This window comes from Alteromonas sp. MB-3u-76 (assembly GCF_002831605.1).
Lineage (GTDB): Bacteria > Pseudomonadota > Gammaproteobacteria > Enterobacterales > Alteromonadaceae > Alteromonas > Alteromonas hispanica.
Genome location: NZ_CP025115.1, coordinates 470,155 through 488,408, shown reverse-complemented (window position 1 = coordinate 488,408; position 18,254 = coordinate 470,155). Strand labels below are relative to the sequence as shown.

The following is an 18,254-nucleotide window of genomic DNA, read 5'->3' as shown; positions in this document are numbered from 1 at the left end:
AGGAGACACAGAATGAAACAGGATTTATTAACCTTTGCCAATTGGACACCAGAGGCAATGGAAAAGTTACTTCAACTTGCAGTGGAAATAAAACAAGCCCCAGCAAGTTATAGCAACGTGCTCAAAGGCAAGTCGATTGTTGCGCTTTTTGAGAAACCGTCGCTTCGTACCAGAGTGAGCTTTGATATTGGCATTAATAAGCTAGGCGGCCACATGGTATATCTCGATGTGCAGTCGGGTAAACTAGCTGGTCGTGAAGATTCCGTAGATACCGCAGCCAATCTTGCATGCTGGGCTGATGCTATCGTAGCGCGTGTATTTTCTCACACTACCTTAGAGACTTATGCCGAAGCGGCAAACGTACCTGTGGTTAATGCACTTTGCGATAAATATCACCCGTGTCAGGGCCTAGCCGATTACCTTACAATGTTTGAGCGCTTTGGCAAAACTAAAGGTCTGACTATGGCTTACATAGGCGACGGTAACAATGTAACGCACTCGCTTTTGATTGTTGGTGCACTTTTAGGTTGCAACCAAGTTGTTATTACACCGAAAGGACACGAAGCCGATGCCGACGTTGTTGCTCACGCAAAAACATTAGCAGCTAAAACCGGCGCAACCATTGTTGAGAGCCAAGAGTTAGAGGCGGCAAATGGAGCTGATGTTATCTATACCGATACATGGCTGTCGATGGGTGACGATACGCCGCTTGAAGACATTAAAGCGACTTTCATGCCTTATCAAGTCAACGAAGCCTTAATGGAGGCCTCGGGAGCAAGCTATGTTATGCATTGCCAACCAGCCCATCGCGACTTAGAAATCACCGGCTCTCTCATTGATAGCGATAAATCGTTATTAATGCAGCAAGCCGAAAACAGAATGCATGGCCAAAATGCCATCCTTACTCAATTACTCAGTGCCTAAGAGGATTCACTTAGATGCAAAATGTTAAAAAAATCGTACTGGCGTATTCAGGCGGCCTTGATACCTCAGCAATTATTCCATGGTTAAAAGAAAACTATAACTGTGAAGTGGTGGCGTTTGCCGCTGACGTTGGTCAAGGTGACGATGAGCTAGAAGGCTTACATGAAAAAGCTATCGCCTCTGGTGCCAGTGAATGTCACATTGTCGATTTGAAAGAAGAATTTGTTAACGACTATATATTTCCTACCATCACTACAGGTGCTGTTTATGAGGGTGAATACCTTCTAGGAACCTCTATGGCGCGTCCCGTAATAGCTAAAGCCCAAGTAGAAGTGGCTCGAAAAGTAGGTGCGGACGCACTTTGCCATGGCTGTACCGGTAAAGGTAACGACCAGGTGCGTTTCGAAAGCACATTTGCAGCCTTAGCCCCTGACTTAACCGTAATAGCACCTTGGCGCGAATGGGACATGGTAAGCCGTGAAGATTTACTTGATTACCTTGCCGAGCGCAACATAGCTACAACGGCCTCAGCCACCAAAATTTATAGCCGTGACGCAAACGCATGGCATATTTCTCACGAAGGCGGCGAGCTAGAAGATCCGTGGCAGGAGCCCACAAAAGGTGTGTGGACTATGACAGTAGATCCAGAAGATGCACCTGATAAACCTGAACGCGTAAGCCTATCTTTCAACGAGGGCAGATTAACGCATGTTGACGGCGAAGCACTCTCTCCTTACCAAGCGTTGGTAAAACTTAACAATGTCGCTGCAGCTCATGGCGTAGGACGTATTGATATTGTAGAAAATCGTTTGGTAGGTATGAAGTCTCGTGGCTGCTATGAAACTCCAGGGGGCACTGTATTACTTAAGGCATATAAAGCCCTTGAAACCATGGTTCTTGATAAAGCCGCGCTTAAATACCGCGAGCAAATTGGCCTAGAGTTTTCCCATGTAATGTACGACGGCCGCTGGTTTACTGCACTTAACGATGCGTTACTTGCCGGTGCTGCTTCTTTCGCTCAAAAAGTTACTGGCGATATCGTTGTGAAGCTATATAAGGGTCAAGCCACTGTTACGCAGCGCCGCTCGCCGAACAGCCTGTACTCTGAAGACTTTGCTACCTTTGGTGCCGATGATGTTTACGACCAGAAGCACGCTGAAGGGTTTATTCGCCTATTCAGTCTTTCAAGTCGCATTGAAGCATTAAAAAACCAAGGTTAATAATAGGAGTATCACATGGCGTTGTGGGGTGGCCGGTTTGAATCCGGTGCAAGCAGTATGTTTAAACAGGTGAACGACTCATTGCCGTTCGACCGTGTAATGGCAAGCCAAGATATACAAGGCTCAATTAGCTGGTCTCGAGCCTTACAAAAGGCGGGCGTTTTATCTCAAGACGAGCAGCAGCAGTTAGAAGCTGCGCTTGTTGAGCTTAAGGCAAAAGCTGATGCCGGTGAGTTAGATTTTGATGCCTCTGATGAAGAAGATATTCACAGTTTTGTTGAAGCTGCGCTTATCGAAAAGTTAGGTGACATTGGCAGAAAATTGCATACTGGACGCAGCCGAAACGATCAGGTAGCCACCGATTTTCGCCTGTGGGTGCGCGAGCACATCGCCTCACTTCGCACTGATGTGCTTGGTGTGATCAAGTCGCTGCTCAATGCAGCAAGCCGACACCAAGAAGCCATTATTCCAGGCTATACTCATTTACAGCGGGCACAGCCTATTCACTTTGCGCACTGGTGTTTAGCTTATGTTGAAATGCTAAAGCGTGATTTAAGCCGTCTTGACGACTTAAAAACGCGCATGAACCAGTGTCCTCTTGGCTCTGGGGCATTAGCCGGAACCACCTTCCCGGTAGACAGACACGCCATTGCTGACGAATTGGGCTTCGATTCTCCGTGCCTTAACAGTCTTGATGCGGTATCTGATAGAGACTTTGTACTTGAGCTTTTGTTTGTTGCAAGCACTAGCATGATGCACTTATCTCGCCTGGCGGAAGATATGATTTTCTACAACTCAGGTGAAGCAGGTTTCCTGCAATTAGGCGATAGCGTGACATCAGGCTCGTCGCTTATGCCACAGAAGAAAAACCCAGATGCGCTAGAGTTAATGCGCGGCAAGTGCGGTCGCGTATTTGGCTCACTTCAAGCATTACTGGTTACCATGAAAGGTCTACCTCTTGCCTACAATAAAGACATGCAGGAAGACAAAGAAGGCGCTATAGATGCTGTAAATCAGTGGCACATTTGTCTATGCATCGCTAGTGAAGTGCTCGACTCGTTGCAACTAAACGAAGAGCGCTGTCGCTTTGCTGCAACCCAGGGCTTTTCAAATGCCACTGAGCTTGCCGATTACTTGGTGGGTAAAGGTGTGCCGTTCAGAACTGGGCACGATATTGCAGGCCGCGTAGTGCTTAAAGCTATTGATAATGGCTGTGCTATTGAAGATCTTCCGTTAGCTGACTTACGCGAAATATGCGACAAGATTGAGGAAGATGTCTATCCAGAGCTCCAATTAGAGTACGGCGTAAATCAACGCAATATTTTAGGTGGAACCAGCAAAGAAACAGTAACAAAAGCACTGTATAAAGAGCTAGAAAGTTTGGACAATCAAGGGTAAAGGAAAATACTTACATGGTATTAGCGCATCACGATGGCATAAAACTGTTTCGCAGTTCGTTGCCTTATATAAATGCTCACCAGGGAAAGACCTTTGTATTGATGTTCGGTGGCGAAGCCATCGAACATCCAAATTTTCCAAATATTATTCACGATATTGCACTATTAAACAGCTTAGGGGTTAGGGTTGTTGTGGTGCATGGTGCAAGGCCTCAAATAGACCAGCGTGTGGCCCTCAGAAATATCGAAAGCCGCTTTGAACAAGGCGTACGTATTACTGACAAACAAACCCTTGAATGCGTTAAAGATGCTGCAGGCTCGGTACGCTCTCAGGTAGAAGCCCTTCTCACCATGGGGTTACCCAATTCACCAATGCACGGGGCGCAAATTCGTGTTTGCTCAGGAAATTTAGTCGTTGCTAAGCCCATGGGCGTTCGCAACGGAGTCGACTTTGAAAACACAGGCCAAGTACGACGAATCGATATTACTGGCATTAATGATCATTTAAACGACGGTTCTATCGTGCTGCTTTCACCAATGGGGTACTCATCGACGGGAGAAGTCTTTAACTTATCTCATGAAGATGTGGCAACTCAGGCAGCGATTACGCTAAAAGCCGATAAGCTTATCGTGTTTTCAAACTATGATGGTGTGTATAACAGCAGCGGAAAGCTACTTCGTACTATAGAACGTCCTCAGCTAGAAAAAATGATAATGAGTGGCGATATAACCACAGAGCAAACTGTGCTGAGCGCGTTAACCACCAGCGTCTCAGCCGGTGTACCGAGAGCCCATTGCATCAGCTACGAAAATGACGGCGCGTTGCTTCAGGAACTATTTACCCGAGACGGTACGGGTTCTTTGGTTATGGAGCACCACTATGAGCAGTTGCGCGCAGCTACCATAGACGATGTAGGCGGCATACTTAATCTCATCAAACCGCTAGAAGACAGTGGCGTACTTGTAAAACGCTCTCGAGAGCGCTTAGAAAACGAAATTAACCAATTCATTATCATTGTAAGAGATGGAATGATTATCGCGTGTGCCGCACTATATTTATATCCAGAAGATGAATGTGCAGAGCTTGCGTGTGTGGCAACCCATCCAGACTACCGCGGTAAAAACCGAGGAGAACGGATACTCGAAGAGGTACGTTCACGAGCCAAAGAAGCCGGTATTAACAGTATATTCGTTCTCACCACGGTTACTGCTCATTGGTTTTTAGAACAAGGGTTTGAGCCAGCTGATATAAGTGCATTACCGGAAGTTAAAAAGGAGCTTTATAATTTCCAGCGCAATTCAAAAGTATTTACGCTATCTGTGTAAAATGACGAACTGATGCTTAGTAAAGCTTACCAATACTTCAAAAAAGGCAAACCTTAAAATTCCATCCTATAACCATAACTGTGTTATGACATTACTTGTCGATTTGTATCCCACTGTTTATTGGATGGTTTGCTTTTATGCACAACAAAGAAAAAATTGTAGCGGCTGCCACAGCCTTATTTGAAGAACGCGGTTTAGAGGCACTTAGCGTAAGAACAGTAGCCCAGGGAGCTGGGCTATCAACTATTGGAATTTATAGTCACTTCAAAGGTAAGCAAGGTTTACTCAATGCACTTTACATAAAAAGCTGTGAGTTACTGCTTAATGAAATAGAGGGAGTAACCGGGAAAACAGATTCCGATAAAATTCTTGAAGCAAGCGAACGGCTACTCGATTTCTCAGTGACTCATAATGCTTACTATCGACTTGTATTCAACCCAACTGCACATGAATGCACACCATCCGAAGAAGCAGCTACGGCATTTAATCAAATTACACACAAACTTTCGTCACTGACACTTCCCATACATAAAAAGTTTCCAACTCCAGAGAAAGGCAGTGCAAGTGCAAGCCACATATTGGCTCTTATCCATGGCTTTGTTTCGTTAAACGATACAGGTATTTTTGCCTACAACTCTTCTGCTTCCGAATCACGGTCTGACGGTCAGAAAACTTCTTATTCCTTACCGTGGAAAGACCGTGCGCTGCAAGCAATTAGACTTCACGTTTATGCCATAGCCGCAACCCAATAATCTAAACACTGATTATGCGGCGAATACAAGAACGACAATAGGCACAATGTTGAATTCGTACCGAGGGCTAGTCCCTCGGTTTTCTTTACCACGTTAATTAAATTCCCTTTAGCTTTTGCTCGTGGCAAACCGTCTTTATGCGGTTAACGTAATGACTATTTGATTATCAAAATCATAACGCTATTAAAGGGCTGTTAGTTTATGCGCCTCAACACATCTCGAACGCTATTAATTGCGACCTTTTTATTTATTGTTGCCACAATAATTATCAGTGCTGCATATTCCTACCAGACTGTTTGGCGTGCCCACAGCAAAAAGGAAGAGCTCACCTACATGGGTAGTCAAGGATGGGAGTGGTATAACGAAGCACTTAGGCTGCAAATTAAGTATGTAGAAGGTGAATTGCCGGCAATACGCAAAGTGTATAGCAACGATAAATATGCCGCCCTTGTTACCATTAGCGATGCAGGTCGCTTCAGAGGGTTTATATTTTTTGATTCGCCTTGCCAAGAAGGCAGCGTGATAAGCGAAACACGTTACCATTCATCCTCTGGAGAAGAGTCGGTGGACGTACTGCACTGTTTGCGAGGAAAGTTTGTATTTATGAAAACTTGGCCTGCCGAACCCGACCAAAACTGGCAGGGAGATGTGGGAGACTTTTCTTTTGAGGTTGAGCTCAAAGACTGGGACCTTACTCCCCTTAAACGCGCATATTACAAAAGCCAAGCGACGCTTATCTAGCTAGCGGCGCTCATTTAGCAAGCGACGCTTATTTAGCAAGCGGCGCTTATTTATTACAGAATGCGCTTGACCTTTATACTCTAAACGATAGTTAGTACTACTGTTTTAATGCGTTATCCACATCTGTTGCGCTGTGGCGGTTTGCTAACTGTCCGTCCTCGCCCCAGGTTTTGTTGACAATACGCCCCCTCTTTACGGCCGCTCGCTGTTCTATTTTTTGAGCCCAGTTGAGCAAATGCTGATACTCATGAACTTTAAGGAATGTAGCAGCATCGTACAAATTGCCCAGTACAAGGTTCCCGTACCATGGCCAGATAGCTATATCTGCAATACTGTACTCACTTCCTGCCATATATTCATTATTAGCCAAATGCTTGTCTAACACATCAAGCTGTCGCTTCGTTTCCATGGTAAAACGGTTAATCGGGTATTCCATTGGATATGGCGCGTAACTATAAAAGTGACCAAACCCGCCACCGAGATAAGGCGCGCTGCCCACCTGCCAAAACAGCCAGTTCATGCACTCCACTTTTTCATGGGACTCTTTGGGTATAAACATATCGAACTTGTCGGCCAGATACATCAATATAGAGCCCGATTCAAAGAGCTTTGTTTCCGGCGTTGTCGTTGTGTCTACTAACGCGGGAATTTTACTGTTTGGGTTTACGTCCACAAAGCCTGAAGAAAATTGATCGCCCTCACCGATATTAATTAACCAAGCGTCATACTCTGCGTTACTGACACCAGCCGCCAACAACTCTTCCAGCATAATGGTGACTTTCTGTCCGTTGGGCGTGGCTAAAGAATAAAGTTGAAAACCATGATTGCCTGTTTCACGTTCTTTGTCGTGAGTCGCGCCAGAAACAGGACGATTGATACTGGCCCATTTATTACCATCATCTTCATCTTGCGACCATACTTTCGGTGGGCTGTAGTTGTCTGATGTCGACATTGCTTCTCCTTATCATAGTGGTTGTGACCTACTCGCAGCTTAACGGCAGTAGGTGTATTAACGTACTTGTTGATAGTTAAAAACAACTTTTAAAGCTCTAAAGCTCAATCCCTTCGACCAACAAACAAGGTTTCAGGCTTACTGACATAAAAGGCGCACAGTCCTTTGCACGCAAACCATTAAAGCCTTTTTAGGGCTATTCTATGTCGAGCGTAGTAGTTTCACCTGCAACCACAGTTGTAATATCGAGGGTCTGGAGAGAGAAACCGTCTACTTCATCTTCATCAGTTTCCGGCTCGTCAAATAAAGCCGAGCACGAAAAGCTTGCGGTATACTCGCCCTGGGGAACAAAACCTGCTGTAAAATTATATGCCTGCGTAACGTCGTCATAGGTAACTGGCACAATAGCAAATGGACGCACTTCGCTGTCATCTGCACCTTCATCCGCATCGTCGCCTAAGCTATTGATTGAGCTCTGTTCGCCTTCGTAGAGATAAACGGCATTGCCCGTAAACAAATCCATTTTTGATGCACATTGTTCATCGTCGAGTAATGTTGGGGTTATGCTTCCTTCCAATGTCCCAACATCATCGTTAAGAACTAGCCGTACGCCCCTTGGCTTCAGCATAATGACAGGCTGTCCGACTGGATCGACCAAACTTTTTCTTAAATCAAACTCTACGGTGTAGGCGGCGTCAAAACCTGGCTGAGCGGTGAAACCATCGAGCTTCAATTCACCACTAGGGACACGAATAGGAAATGTGCCCTCTTCTGTCACGATATACGAGTCTGACGTTACGCTAAGCCTTAGCTGGCTGTAAGCGCCTGTAGGAATCGCTGTTTCTGCAACAATGGTCTCAAATTGACTGCCGGGCAACGTTAATAAGTCAATGCTGCGAGGATCTCCATTCTCGTCTTGTACATCAAATCTAATGGGCGCTCCGTCACCAGTAAGCTCAACCTCATCGAACACAACCACAACTTCTGACGCACTGTCTACTGGCGCATCAGAAACGGCAAGAGAGAAGCCTGTGGTTGTAGGTGATACATCAGAAGAATCGTCAGAAGAACCTCCACATGCACTCAAGACTGCGCTGGTAGCGACAACGAGTGGCATGTAGATTGTATACTTAATACTCTTATTGAAGAGTGCCAGAGAAGATAGTTTAGACTTATTCATAGAAGTACCTTTTTTATTGCCCGCAGCTTAGAAACGCTGCTGAAATAGTTGAACGTTGGAGCTTCATCCACAACGCTTTTCTTTGCTTTCGCTCATTCTTAGGCTATTTGTTTTTTATTTGCTGGTTGACTAACGGTAACCAGTAAACGTCTTATGTATGTGTCTTATCAATTATTGCGCCAAAAATAAAATAGCCAATAATTTCAATACCTTAATAACATTTTTGAACGAGTGAAAATAAAAGAGATGGGAAAATGTTGCACTTCGGCAACAGGTTTACACGGTGGGGGAATTAAAGTTGCGTAACAGCGATTAAAAAGGCATTAGGCTAAAGCTGTCTTCGATTCACCTGTAACTGCGCACTATAATAAAGTACATATATGACACCCACTATCGAGACGGTACGACTCATGTATTCTTTCACCCTATCGACTTTATCGGCAAACTAGCCGCACTCATTCCACCACCAAGACTTAACTTAACCCGATTTTTTGGCGTATTCGCGCCCAATAGCAACCTTCGAGCGCAAGTCACCGCTTCCCAGCGAGGCTGGGATAGTCCTAAACTTATTAATAAAGAAGATACCCAAACTGATAAGCCTTATCATGCCAAGCGCATGACGTGGGCACAGCGTTTAAGGCGAGTATTCAATATTCAACGTGACTTCAACTTTGGGGCGTAGGTTCCCTTAACTGCAAGAATGAAATTAAAACGCTATTACATGGTGGACGCACTCGCGCTCTAATTTCCCATTTTCTGCACCAATAGACCATCTGCGCATAACATTGCAAACTAACACGTCATACAAAACTGACACAATTCGACATTCCAACAAACTTCGCTAGTCAAAAAGACAGCTGTAACAGGGGTAGTAAATAGCTTAAATACTTACTATACTCGCGCTTCTCGTCAATTTAAACATTACTAAAGGGTTGAATTCTGACGCTGTGCCCTTTTTTAACGCCATCACATTCGTGATCCAGCACTATGTAACAATTCGCTTGTGTAAGCGATAGTAATACGGCCGAGCTTTGTTGTTCGTTTGGCGTTACTTTCAACACCCCGTCTTGCGATGTCGTAAAATATCCTCGCTGACAGTCTACTCTTCCGGTTGTTTTCTCGATATCAACATTGGCAATAGCGTCGAACACGGGAACGCCCAATCCATGTGTTTGCTGTAGTGCTTTAATAAACTGAGAAACTAGTTGTTCAAGAATAACAAAAGCCGCAACGGGGTTTCCGGGTAAACCGCAAAACCACGAGTGAGTGAGTCTGCCGAATGTAAAAGGTTTGCCTGGCTTTATAGCGACTTTCCAAAAGAGTATGTTGCCCATTTGGTTGACTATCTCTTTCATATAGTCAGCGTCGCCTACGGAGATTCCGCCACTACTTATTACGACATCGCAACGAGCGTCAGCACTACGTAGTGTTTCGCGCAATTGATGCTGATCATCTGGAATAATTCCGTAGTCGATTACATTGACGCCAAGTTGCTCTAAAAGCAATGATACCGATACTCGATTGCTTTCATAGTTCTGCCCGGGCCGTAAGGGGGTACCCGGCTCTACTAACTCATTACCCGTTGCAAATACGCCCACCGTTAATTTTTTAAAGACGTCAACGCTAGAGACGCCTATAGATGCAATAAGCGCTAAATGACGGGGAGTAAGGCGAGTGCCTTTTGTAATTACAGCAGAATCCGCAGCAACACCTTCTGCTCGCTTTCTGATATTCGCACCTGAAGACACTTTACCTGTAAAACTGACACCAGAGTCGCTGGTCACTGTAGCGCGCTCTTTCATTATCACGGCATCAGCATTAGGTGGAATTTCAGCACCTGTCATGATGCGCACGCACTCACCAGTCGCCAGCGGTTTAGTGTAGGGATTACCAGCGTATGCAGTGCCTGCAACTTTAAATATTTTGTCGTCAGCTAAATTTGAGGCCTTGAGGGCGTAGCCGTCCATTGCAGCATTATCGTTAAGAGGTATGTTTATTGCTGAAATAATATCCTTCGCTACAATTCTATTTACAGCGTAACGTAATTTGAGCGATTCTTTAGTTGGCTCTACAGGGCTTGTTTTTGCTGCATTCGCCATTATTTTGACCGCGTCTTCTAGTCGTAACAACGAGGGTGGAGTCATGTTTTTTGTCATACGTTTTTTCTTAAGAGCTGCTTATTAGCGGATGTTGTTGAGCATGCGTTGTGCTAACTCGGCTATGCGTATGTTTTGTTCCATTGCTGCAGTTTGCAGTTTTTTATAAGCCTGGTTCTCACTTAGCTTCCCTTGCTGCATCAATAGTAGCTTTACTCTATCAATTGCTTTTTGCTCATTTAGGGCTTGTTTGGCTCCGTTTAGTTCATTAGCAATATCTTGAATGTGTTGAGCCTGTTGACGAATTAAATCGTAAAAGGATTTGTTTACAGAGAGTGATGTTGAGGTAATTCCTGCCTCACTATTCGTGTCTGCCATCGAGAGACCCCTAACGGTACTATCGTAAATCATTGAAACTTGCGTATCTTCAATGGAAGGACTACTATTTAAAGAAGCAATCAGCAGTTCGTTGTTATGCAGTTCCTCCTCGGCTTGAGCAATTCTAAGTGTTGCTTTTTCTATCAGCCTATCGGTAATGTGTTCCTCTATGTCTTGCATCGCGTCAATTCGCAATGTGGCTATGTCATACCAAATTTCGCTGAGCTCAGCGGTGCAAGTGTCTGTCTCGCCAAGCTCGCAAATCATTTTACGTAGTCGGCTCAGGTGTTGGGCGTGGTCACTTTCTAGTTGTTGCTGCCACATAGAAAGTTCTGTGTCATCGGCAAATTTACTAAACGTCTCAAACGAGTGATTTTGTGAGTCTGTCAGTGCTGTAATTCGATCGCACAAAGATTGCTGGAAGTGGCTCGAAGAGAACCCAATTGCGCCACAAGCGCGCTCTTGTCCCGCATACTCTTTACCTTGAATAAAATTAAATAGCGCTACTAAAAGTCGAGTGATAGCAGGATCGTTTGCAACGTCGGCGGCTTCAAAAATCACATCAATCAACGCGGCAATTAGGCGACAAAATGCATTGGTCGATTCGGTTGGTGTGAGTTGCTGCATCGCCACTTTGCTGCGTAAATCCTTAAGGTTGTCTATACCTTGCAACGCAAATGTAATGGTAGTAACCAATCGCATGGTAAGTCCATTGTCAGAATTAGATAGGTATAAAGCGTTAAGCAAGCTGCGAAGGGTTTTCTCACTCATCTCACTTGCGGTTTCTTGTTGTGCCCTTTGGGTTGCAAAACGTTCACCTCGTGAACATAGAAATACATTGCTCATACCGCGCTCGCGCTGCAGTTGATGAATCATCTCCGTTACCGCTTTCACTATTTTGCAATTTGATGATAAGTGTCGCAGTGCCTGTATTTCTTGATGCTTGGCTAATAAAAAAAACCGCTTTGTGATATCGCTATGATGGCCCATCGTGAAGTATCCAGAAAAGAGATACATAGGATATGCAAATGTTGTTCCCTTCAATCAAACTGCAAGGGATTCACATCGATATAATCTACGTAAGTAGCTGGACGCCACTATTTACTAGCTTGCTTAGAAATAATGGACTGTTCACAAAAGCAAGCAAAGAGATTGCACTACATAATGCTCCAAATTAGTGCGCTTTTTCTCGAGACAGGTGCAAACGATGGGGGGTATATCGAACACATTTATTCTTAGCGTTGAGTAATTGCCTGTTATAGAAGAGAATTTCATTTAAAGATTTGTGCCTCAATATTGGCATCAATATTGTTTTACTTTTTGTGAACAATGCAGATTGTTTAAGAACAATATTCGGATAAAGGCGTCCGCAACTTATTTTCTAGGAAATAAGAGCGGGCGCTTTTTTGTACCTGAAATTTAGGTAAAGAATGTTTCTAAGGAATTAATATCAATAGAAAAGGTGATCAAGCATGGCGTATTTACTTCCTTCTGAATTTGCAACCAAGATGGTTGATGCTGGCGAATCCAAAATATATATGTCTACTCGCGACACATTAATTCGCGCTTTTATGGCGGGGGCCATTTTGGCGTTAGCCGCGGTTTTTGCAATAACCATAGCGGTTCAAACAGGGGTGTTTTTGATTGGTGCAATACTCTTCCCTGTTGGTTTTTGTATGCTGTACCTCATGGGGTTTGACCTACTTACCGGTGTCTTTGTGCTTACTCCACTAGCCTGGTTGGCAAAACGACCTGGCGTGACATGGCCACAGATTTTACGTAACTGGGGGTTGGTGTTTTTAGGTAACTTTGCAGGTGCGCTGAGCGTAGCATTTATGATGTCGTTTGTATTTACCATGGGCTACAACATTGATGGTGGTGCTATAGCCGCTAAGGTGGCGGGTATCGGTGAAGCAAGAACGTTAGGGTATGCAGAGCACGGCGTTGCGGGCTGGTTTTCTATTTTTATTCGCGGCATGTTGTGTAACTGGATGGTATCGCTTGGTGTTGTTGGTGCAATGATATCTACTCACGTAAGCGGTAAAGTGTTGGCTATGTGGATGCCTATCATGCTGTTCTTCTTCATGGGGTTTGAGCATTCGGTGGTTAACATGTTTTTGTTTCCGTTCGGCTTAATTATGGGTGGCGAGTTCTCTGTGATGGATTACTTTATTTGGAATGAAATTCCTACCGCACTGGGTAATTTAGTGGGAGGCTTAGCGTTTACTGGTTTGACTATTTATTCTACGCATGTGCGCACTGCCCCTAAACGCGTTATTGCTACAGGTGCTAGCAACAAAACGGTGCTTGCAGCAAAAGTGAATGACAAAGTATAAGCCGTGATCACCCTTCGCCATGGTGCCTTTTCGAATAAAGGCACAAAACCGATTAATCAGGACCACCATTGTGTGGTGGTGCCTGATTTTTCGCTATCGGCAAATTTCGATGCTATCGCTGTTGTGTCTGATGGAATAAGTAGTAGTCAGGTTAGTCATTATGCAAGCAACTTCGCCGTTGAAACGTTCGTTCGTGAATTCTCACGAACGAGCAATGTGTGGTCTTTGTCGAGGGCGGCACAACACGTACTGCGTACCATAAACACCGAGCTTTACATAAAAAACCAACAAAGCCCTTATTTTGAAAACCTTGATAAAGGCTATGTCTGTACCTTTAGTGCAGTCATTTTGAAAGGACAGTCTGCGGTGTTACTGCATTGTGGTGATAGCAGCATCTATCACGTACACCGCGGTGAAGTAACGCCTTGCACCTGTCAACATCGAGAAGCCGGGGAGGGTAAACATACTTATTTAAGTAATGCCCTCGGTATTCGGCCTAACTTAAGCATTGATATGGCGATCCGAACGCTTGCGCCTAGCGATATGTTTGTATTAATGACAGATGGCATAGCGGATACCTTGTCGCCAAAAACATGGTACGCAATACATCAGCATAATACGCCTAATATCGACTTGAGCGCACAGCATATAGCGCAAGCAGCACTGAATGCAGATTGTGACGATAACGTCACTGTAGTGCTGCTTGAGGTACTATCCATTGCTAAGGAAGAGAAAGTACATTATGCCTCAAATGGCTTCCTTCCTTTTTTAGATACGCCCAAATCAAACGATGTCATAGACGATTGGACAATACAGCGGCAGTTATATACCAGTGAACGCAGTCTGGTTTTTCTTGCTAAGCATAATCTCCACAATTATCAGGCAGTGTTAAAAATTCCTGCAAAGTCGATGCACGATAACGAGAGCTTTTTAGATGAAGTGGTGAAAGAAGAATGGGTTGGTGCGCGCGTCCAACATGACAATGTCCTTAAAAATTACACGGCCCCTTTTTTACGACATTACTTTTATATTGCCATGGCGTACACACCCGGAATAAGTTTACGCCAATATCGAGACGACGTTGGTAGTGTCTCTCTTTCTGAGGTTCGAGACTGGAGTGCGCAAATCGTTAGCGGCCTAACGGCACTGCATCGGCAAGACGTGCTTCATCAAGATATCAAACCGGATAACATCATGGTTGATGAAAACGGTAAAATTACACTGGTAGACTTTGGTGCCGCGAGCATAGCGGGTTATCATGTTTCGCAAAGTGATGAGCAGCTTGGCATTCCTGGCGATCTATTGTTCACCGCTCCGGAATACTTTGTAGGGCTGTGGCCTGATGAAAGCGCTGATCAATTTTCTTTAGCAGTGGTCTTATATTTTTTATTAAGTGGCGAGTACCCCTTTAACAGTAACGTTGCCAAGAAGAGCAACTACGCAGGGCTACTTAAATTGCGCTATATCAGTCTGCTACAACGAAATGTTGCTGTCCCTATGTGGGTTGACGAAGCGCTGAAACGGGCTTGTCATCCTAAAGCGTCGAAACGCTATCCGAGCTTGTCTGAATTTCTATACGACTTAAATCACCCTAATCCGTCTTACCGTAAAAGCTTGCCCCTGATGGAGCAACATCCAGTGCGGGCATGGCAAACCGTGTCTGGCGTATTGCTGGTATTGCTCATTGTTGTGTTCGTTGTTCATTATACTTAGCGAGCGGCTCCAGCTGCGTAAAGGCAGTGAGTTATTCAGTACTACGCTAATGCACCATAAATAATCTTTTTTGCTTTCTAATGGTGCGATATCACTGGGTCTACGCCAAAGCTATACGGCTAAGTCTTTGTAATATAGCGATGAAAAGCATTGGCACTATATTTGTATTATTGTTTTCATAGTCTCGACTAGGTACCTATGTATCATCGAGTAACAACACAATTAATACAGTACTTAATCAGGCAATGAAGCCCGCAACCAGGAATGGTTGCGGGCTTTTTTTGCTTTAAATAAAGGTGAACGAGATGACGCTTTCCTCACAGCAGCAACAACGCATAGTGATAATTGGCAACGGTATGGTTGGCCATCACTTTGTTGAGCAACTTATTAACAGCAAAGCTGACTATCATATTACCGTGTTAAGTGGAGAGGGCCGTTTAGCTTACGACCGCGTTTATCTATCGTCGTACTTTACGGGTAAAACTGCAGCCGATTTAGCGCTTACCGACGAAAAAACGTATCAGCAGTGGGGTGTAAATGCAGTTACCGGTGCGTGGGTAACTAATATTGATCGTACCCATCAAGTCGTGACAACTAAAGACGGTACTTCATACCCCTACGATAAACTCGTGCTGGCGACAGGTTCTTACCCTTTTGTGCCCCCTATTCCCGGCAACGAGCAGGAACATTGTTTGGTGTATCGCACCATTGAAGATCTTGAATCTATCAGTGCCTCTGCAGCACAAAGTAAAATAGGCGTTGTTGTGGGCGGTGGTTTACTTGGGCTTGAAGCAGCAAACGCGCTTAAATCAGCAGGTCTAGAAACACATGTGGTTGAATTTGCACCACAGTTAATGGCGGTGCAGCTTGATGCAATGGGAGGGGCACTGCTTAAAGATAAAATTGAAGCGCTCGGCGTACAAGTACATACACAAAAAGCCACGGAAGTTATCGAGGCCGGCGAGCAATGCCGCTACCGAATGAAATTTTCTGATGGTTCACACCTTGAAACCGATATGGTGTTATTTTCTGCCGGTATACGACCTAGTGATCAGCTAGCCCGCGAATTTGATTTAGTAGTAGGTGAGCGCGGCGGTATCGTTATCGATAATCAATGTATAACCTCCGATCCTAACGTGTACGCGATTGGTGAATGCGCATTGTGGGAAAATCGTATTTACGGCTTAGTAGCGCCAGGGTACGCCATGGCTCGCGCCGCCGTTGCAAGTCTTACCAACAGTGAGGGCGAATTTGCAGGTGCGGATATGAGCACCAAGCTCAAGCTAATGGGTGTTGAAGTGGGGTCTATTGGCGATGCTCACGGCAAAACCCCAGGGGCGTTGGTATACACCTACCACGACCAACCTGCAGGCGTGTACAAAAAGCTTGTTGTAGATGAAACCAAAACCCAAGTAATAGGTGCGGTGCTCATCGGCGATACCAGCGATTACGATACTTTGTTGCAATATGCCCTAAACAACATTGCGCTGCCCGACGCGCCAGAGGCACTGATATTGCCTTCCTCAGGGGAAAAGCCCTTGTTAGGGGCCGATGCCCTTGGCGATAGCGCCACTATTTGTTCATGTCACAACGTATCTAAAGGCGATATTGTCGAGGCTATCGAAAGCGGCAGTAGCTCTCTAGGCGATATAAAGTCGTGCACAAAAGCGAGTACAGGCTGTGGAGGGTGTTCGGCATTACTGCAAAACGTTGTCGATGCCGAACTAGAGAAACGGGGCGTAGAAGTATCTAAAGCCATTTGCGAACATTTCAATCACACTCGCCAAGAGCTCTATCACCTTATTCAAGTAGAAAATATTGAGACGTTTGACGAGCTGCTTGATAAGCATGGTAAAGGGTTGGGTTGCGAAATTTGTAAACCAGCCGCAGCATCGATATTTGCGTCGGTATGGAACGATTATATTCTTCGTCAGGCGCACCAGCCACTTCAAGACACTAACGATACGTATTTGGGCAACATGCAAAAAGACGGTACTTACTCTGTTGTGCCGCGGGTTGCAGGCGGTGAAATTACTCCAGATAAGCTCATTTTATTGGGCGAAGTTGCAAAAGAATACAACCTTTACACCAAAATTACGGGCGGTCAGCGCGTTGACTTATTTGGCGCACGCGTAGAGCAACTCCCTGCAATTTGGCAAAAGTTAGTGGCCGGTGGTTTTGAGACCGGACATGCCTATGCGAAGTCGTTACGTACAGTTAAATCTTGTGTGGGCAGCACGTGGTGTAGGTTTGGTGTGCAAGACTCAGTTGGCCAAGCTATTGATTTAGAAAACCGCTATAAGGGGCTACGTGCACCGCATAAAATTAAATTTGGAGTATCGGGATGTACACGTGAATGCGCAGAGGCTCAAGGGAAAGACATTGGCATAATTGCAACGGAAAACGGTTGGAACCTTTACGTTTGTGGTAATGGTGGCATGAAGCCACGCCATGCCGACCTATTCGCCACCGATTTAGATGACGCAACACTGGTGAAATACATCGACCGCGTGCTGATGTTTTACACAAAAACTGCCGATCGGCTTCAGCGCACCTCGGTGTGGATGGAGAACCTTGAAGGTGGGTTGGACTACCTCAAGTCGGTGGTTATCGACGATTCGCTTGGTATTTGTGACGACCTTGAGGCTCAAATGCAACATATTACCGACAGCTATCAGTGCGAATGGAAAACGACTATTGAATCGCCTGAGGCGCTTAAACGGTTCCGTCAGTTTGTAAACAGCGACGAAACCGACTCAAACATTCAGTTTGTTACCGAAAGAGATCAAATTCGTCCTGCCACCAGCGCCGAAAAATACGCAGGTCACCAAGCCATTCCAGTAGATATCATTTAGGAGAAGTTTATGCAGGCTCAGGCTAAGGTATTAACAACGTGGAGCGATGTGTGTCATACCGACGATCTTGTCACAAATAGTGGTGTGTGTGTACTGCTTGAGGGCAAGCAAATCGCTCTTTTTAAAATTCAGGTAGAAGGGAATACTCAGTATTTTGGTGTTAGCAATTGGGATCCGATTGGGCAAGCTAATGTCTTGTATCGCGGTATTGTGGGCACTTTACAAGGCAATATTGTAGTGGCATCACCGCTTTACAAAGAGCATTACGTGCTTGCCACGGGACAATGCCTAGAACGGGAAGATGTCAGCATACAACCATATGAAATACGGGTAGATCAAAACCGTGTTTTAGTCGCATCGTTATAGCACATTAACCAATCAGAT

14 protein-coding genes and 1 pseudogene are annotated in these 18,254 nt (G+C 45.0%); 11 read left to right on the top strand and 4 right to left on the bottom strand.

The features are described from left to right. Window positions 1-12: 12 nt before the first annotated feature. From CW735_RS02065 to CW735_RS02040, 6 genes are all read left to right on the top strand, one after another. Window positions 13-924, top strand: a complete 912-nt coding sequence (locus CW735_RS02065; RefSeq protein WP_071978487.1) for an ornithine carbamoyltransferase — start codon at window positions 13-15, stop codon at window positions 922-924. A 14-nt stretch (window positions 925-938) separates the two neighbouring features. Then, complete coding sequence (locus CW735_RS02060; protein WP_071978486.1) at window positions 939-2,144, top strand: argininosuccinate synthase; 1,206 nt, start codon at window positions 939-941, stop codon at window positions 2,142-2,144. Between the two features lie 15 nt (window positions 2,145-2,159). Next, complete coding sequence (gene argH, locus CW735_RS02055; protein ID WP_100970831.1) at window positions 2,160-3,542, top strand: argininosuccinate lyase; 1,383 nt, start codon at window positions 2,160-2,162, stop codon at window positions 3,540-3,542. Between the two features lie 14 nt (window positions 3,543-3,556). Beyond that, on the top strand, window positions 3,557-4,867 hold the full coding sequence (gene argA, locus CW735_RS02050) for an amino-acid N-acetyltransferase (protein WP_071978484.1): 1,311 nt from the start codon (window positions 3,557-3,559) through the stop codon (window positions 4,865-4,867). A gap of 137 nt (window positions 4,868-5,004) precedes the next feature. Further along, complete coding sequence (locus CW735_RS02045) at window positions 5,005-5,619, top strand: TetR/AcrR family transcriptional regulator (protein WP_100970830.1); 615 nt, start codon at window positions 5,005-5,007, stop codon at window positions 5,617-5,619. A 201-nt stretch (window positions 5,620-5,820) separates the two neighbouring features. After that, window positions 5,821-6,360, top strand: coding sequence for a hypothetical protein (locus CW735_RS02040; RefSeq protein WP_071978482.1), 540 nt, complete (start codon window positions 5,821-5,823; stop codon window positions 6,358-6,360). A gap of 97 nt (window positions 6,361-6,457) precedes the next feature. Here the strand turns inward: CW735_RS02040 and yghU are convergent, their stop codons facing one another. Together yghU and CW735_RS02030 are read right to left on the bottom strand one after the other, a co-directional pair. Continuing rightward, complete coding sequence (gene yghU / locus CW735_RS02035; RefSeq protein WP_100970829.1) at window positions 6,458-7,312, bottom strand: glutathione-dependent disulfide-bond oxidoreductase; 855 nt, start codon at window positions 7,310-7,312, stop codon at window positions 6,458-6,460. A gap of 196 nt (window positions 7,313-7,508) precedes the next feature. Continuing rightward, window positions 7,509-8,492, bottom strand: coding sequence for a DUF4382 domain-containing protein (locus CW735_RS02030; RefSeq protein WP_100970828.1), 984 nt, complete (start codon window positions 8,490-8,492; stop codon window positions 7,509-7,511). A gap of 391 nt (window positions 8,493-8,883) precedes the next feature. Between CW735_RS02030 and CW735_RS19795 the strand changes: the two are divergent. After that, window positions 8,884-9,030 (top strand): annotated as a pseudogene (locus tag CW735_RS19795) (transposase); the annotation flags it as partial. Window positions 9,031-9,406: 376 nt separating this feature from the next. Here CW735_RS19795 and moeA read toward each other — a convergent pair. After that, window positions 9,407-10,648 carry a molybdopterin molybdotransferase MoeA gene (gene moeA / locus CW735_RS02020; RefSeq protein WP_071978479.1) on the bottom strand — a complete coding sequence of 414 codons (1,242 nt, stop codon included), beginning with the start codon at window positions 10,646-10,648 and terminating at the stop codon, window positions 9,407-9,409. A 24-nt stretch (window positions 10,649-10,672) separates the two neighbouring features. Beyond that, a complete protein-coding gene (locus CW735_RS02015; RefSeq protein WP_198033590.1) occupies window positions 10,673-11,956 on the bottom strand; it encodes a nitrate regulatory protein in 1,284 nt (427 codons plus the stop codon). 482 nt (window positions 11,957-12,438) lie between these two features. Between CW735_RS02015 and CW735_RS02010 the strand changes: the two genes are divergently transcribed. The 4 genes from CW735_RS02010 (at window position 12,439) to nirD (ending at window position 18,236) form a co-directional block, all read left to right on the top strand. Further along, window positions 12,439-13,302: a formate/nitrite transporter family protein gene (locus tag CW735_RS02010; RefSeq protein WP_100970827.1), complete on the top strand. Its 864-nt coding sequence runs from the start codon at window positions 12,439-12,441 to the stop codon at window positions 13,300-13,302. Window positions 13,303-13,305: 3 nt separating this feature from the next. Beyond that, window positions 13,306-15,015 (top strand): bifunctional protein-serine/threonine kinase/phosphatase, encoded by a 1,710-nt coding sequence (locus CW735_RS02005; protein ID WP_100970826.1) that lies wholly within the window; start codon window positions 13,306-13,308, stop codon window positions 15,013-15,015. A 305-nt stretch (window positions 15,016-15,320) separates the two neighbouring features. Continuing rightward, window positions 15,321-17,870 carry a nitrite reductase large subunit NirB gene (nirB, locus tag CW735_RS02000; RefSeq protein ID WP_100970825.1) on the top strand — a complete coding sequence of 850 codons (2,550 nt, stop codon included), beginning with the start codon at window positions 15,321-15,323 and terminating at the stop codon, window positions 17,868-17,870. A 9-nt stretch (window positions 17,871-17,879) separates the two neighbouring features. Next, window positions 17,880-18,236, top strand: a complete 357-nt coding sequence (gene nirD / locus CW735_RS01995; RefSeq protein ID WP_100970824.1) for a nitrite reductase small subunit NirD — start codon at window positions 17,880-17,882, stop codon at window positions 18,234-18,236. Window positions 18,237-18,254: the final 18 nt, after the last annotated feature.

Coding starts and splice junctions, on each gene's coding strand:
- CW735_RS02015 (WP_198033590.1), bottom strand. CDS start 11,956: ATGGGCCATCATAGCGATATCACAAAGCGGTTTTTTTTATTAGCCAAG.
- CW735_RS02010 (WP_100970827.1), top strand. CDS start 12,439: ATGGCGTATTTACTTCCTTCTGAATTTGCAACCAAGATGGTTGATGCT.
- CW735_RS02045 (WP_100970830.1), top strand. CDS start 5,005: ATGCACAACAAAGAAAAAATTGTAGCGGCTGCCACAGCCTTATTTGAA.
- argH (WP_100970831.1), top strand. CDS start 2,160: ATGGCGTTGTGGGGTGGCCGGTTTGAATCCGGTGCAAGCAGTATGTTT.
- nirB (WP_100970825.1), top strand. CDS start 15,321: ATGACGCTTTCCTCACAGCAGCAACAACGCATAGTGATAATTGGCAAC.
- argA (WP_071978484.1), top strand. CDS start 3,557: ATGGTATTAGCGCATCACGATGGCATAAAACTGTTTCGCAGTTCGTTG.
- nirD (WP_100970824.1), top strand. CDS start 17,880: ATGCAGGCTCAGGCTAAGGTATTAACAACGTGGAGCGATGTGTGTCAT.
- moeA (WP_071978479.1), bottom strand. CDS start 10,648: ATGACAAAAAACATGACTCCACCCTCGTTGTTACGACTAGAAGACGCG.
- CW735_RS02065 (WP_071978487.1), top strand. CDS start 13: ATGAAACAGGATTTATTAACCTTTGCCAATTGGACACCAGAGGCAATG.
- CW735_RS02030 (WP_100970828.1), bottom strand. CDS start 8,492: ATGAATAAGTCTAAACTATCTTCTCTGGCACTCTTCAATAAGAGTATT.
- CW735_RS02060 (WP_071978486.1), top strand. CDS start 939: ATGCAAAATGTTAAAAAAATCGTACTGGCGTATTCAGGCGGCCTTGAT.
- CW735_RS02040 (WP_071978482.1), top strand. CDS start 5,821: ATGCGCCTCAACACATCTCGAACGCTATTAATTGCGACCTTTTTATTT.
- yghU (WP_100970829.1), bottom strand. CDS start 7,312: ATGTCGACATCAGACAACTACAGCCCACCGAAAGTATGGTCGCAAGAT.